This window comes from Promicromonospora kroppenstedtii DSM 19349, assembly GCF_000515355.1.
Lineage (GTDB): Bacteria > Actinomycetota > Actinomycetes > Actinomycetales > Cellulomonadaceae > Promicromonospora > Promicromonospora kroppenstedtii.
This window is the reverse complement of record NZ_KI911760.1, coordinates 117,921-119,888: the sequence shown is the minus strand read 5'-3', so window position 1 is coordinate 119,888 and position 1,968 is coordinate 117,921. Positions and strand designations below refer to the sequence as shown.

Sequence of the window (1,968 nt, the reverse complement as noted above, 5' to 3'; positions counted from 1 at the left end):
CCACGCGGCGGAGGTCCCTCGCCGAGCCGCCGCCCGCGGGACCGCCGCACCGCCCGGTGCGCGACGACGACCCGCTGCTGCTGGTGTTCACGTCGGGCACGGGCGGCACCTCGCGGGGCGCGCTGCTCACGCACGCCAACTGCTTCTGGAACAACCTCTCGCTGTCCCGGACGGTCGAGCTGACCAGCACCGACGTGGTGCTCTCGGTGCTGCCGCAGTTCCACGTGGGCGGCTGGAACATCCAGCCGCTGCTGGCCTGGTGGACGGGCGCGACCGTGGTGCTGGAGCGCACCTTCGAGCCCGAGCGCGTGCTCCGCCTGGTCGCCGACCGGCGGGTCACCACGATGATGGGTGTGCCCACCAACTACCTGCTGCTCGCCGAGCACCCCGGCTTCGCGGCGGCGGACCTGAGCTCGCTGCGGCACGCCGTCGTCGGCGGCGCGCCCATGCCGGAGCCGCTGCTGCGCGCCTGGCACCGGCGCGGCGTCGCGCTCACCCAGGGATACGGCCTCACCGAGGCCGGCCCCAACGTGCTCTGCCTGCCCGACGACGTGGCGCGCGACCGCCTCGGTTCCGCCGGCGTGCCCTACCCGCACGTCGAGGTCGCGGTGGCCGACCCGGTCACCGGCGAGCACCTCGCGGGCCCCGCCACCGGGGAGCTGCTCGTGCGCGGCCCCAGCGTGTTCGCGGGCTACTTCCGGGAGCCGGAGGCGACGGCGGCGTCGTTCGCGGGCGACTGGCTGCGCACCGGCGACCTGGTGGAACGCGACGCCGACGGGTACTACCGCGTGGTGGACCGGCTCAAGGACGTGTTCATCACGGGCGGCGAGAACGTGACCCCGGCCGAGGTCGAGGCCGCGCTGCGCCGGCACCCCGCGGTGGCCGACGCCGCCGTCGTCGGCGTGCCCGACGACCGCTGGGGCGAGGTGGGCCACGCCTTCGTGGTGCCGCGCGGCGGGCAGCTCACCGACGCCGAGGACCTGGAGGCCTTCTGCCGCCGCGAGCTCGCGGGGTTCAAGGTGCCCCGGCACTTCGATCTCGTCCCTGACCTGCCACGCTCGTCCCTGAACAAGGTGGTGCGCTCCGCGCTCCACGTACGCCCTGCCGAGGAGGCCCGGTGAGCACCATCTCCCAGCCCATGACCAAGGGGGAGCGCACCCGCGCGCGCATCCTCGTCGCCGCCGAGCAGGTGTTCGCCGACCTCGGCTTCCACGACGCCTCGATCGTGAAGATCACGGAGGCCGCCGGCGTCGGGCAGGGCACGTTCTACCTGTACTTCACCTCGAAGATCGAGATCTTCGACGAGGTGGTCGAGGACCTGAACCGGCGGGTGCGGCACGCCATGATCGCGGCGTCCTCGCAGGCGACCGGGCGCATCGAGGCGGAGCGGGCCGGGTTCCGCGCCTTCTTCGAGTTCACTGCCGAGCACCCGGCGCTCTACCGGATCGTGCGGCAGGCCGAGTTCGTGTCGCCGGGGGCGCTGCGGCTGCACTACACCCGGATCGTCGAGGGGTACCGCGACGGCCTCGCGAAGGCGCAGCAGGCCGGCGAGGTCGGCGACATCGACCCCGAGGTGGCCGCGTGGGCGCTCATGGGCATCGGCGAGATCGTGGGGATGCGGTGGGTCCTGTGGGGTCCCGACGTCGAGCCCGGCGGCCCGACGTCGGCCGTCCCGCCCGAGGTGTTCGACCAGGCGATGACGTTCATCGAGCGGGCGCTGGCGCCCGGGGGGACCGGCACGGGCCGGAACGAGGGGGAGGTACGTCCATGAGCATCGTCGACCAGGTCGAGGGGACCGGTTCGCACACCTACACCACGCACGACGTCGCGGTGGCGGGCGGCAGGCTGCGGGTAGGCGTCTGGGAGCCGACGGCGCCCGTCGCGACCGGACCGGACGGCGCAGCGCTGCCCGCCGTCGTGCTGGTGCACGGCATCACCGCCTCGCACCGCGCCTGGCCGGCGATCGCC

General features: G+C 74.1%; 2 protein-coding genes and 1 pseudogene. All 3 read left to right on the top strand.

Annotation, left to right across the window (positions count from 1 at the left end; translation table 11 throughout):
* The coding region (locus PROKR_RS27825) for a class I adenylate-forming enzyme family protein (protein ID WP_051433444.1) at nt 1–1,121 on the top strand (1,121 nt) is incomplete at its 5' end.
* A gap of 17 nt (nt 1,122–1,138) precedes the next feature.
* Nucleotides 1,139–1,771 (top strand): TetR/AcrR family transcriptional regulator, encoded by a 633-nt coding sequence (locus tag PROKR_RS27820; RefSeq protein WP_036970747.1) that lies wholly within the window; start codon nt 1,139–1,141, stop codon nt 1,769–1,771.
* A pseudogene (locus PROKR_RS36475) lies at nt 1,768–1,968 on the top strand (alpha/beta hydrolase); the annotation flags it as partial. The gene PROKR_RS27820 and the pseudogene PROKR_RS36475, both read left to right, overlap by 4 nt.

Bases quoted from the DNA above. Each gene is read 5' to 3' on its own strand.
- PROKR_RS27820 (WP_036970747.1), top strand. From the start codon at position 1,139: ATGACCAAGGGGGAGCGCACCCGCGCGCGCATCCTCGTCGCCGCCGAG.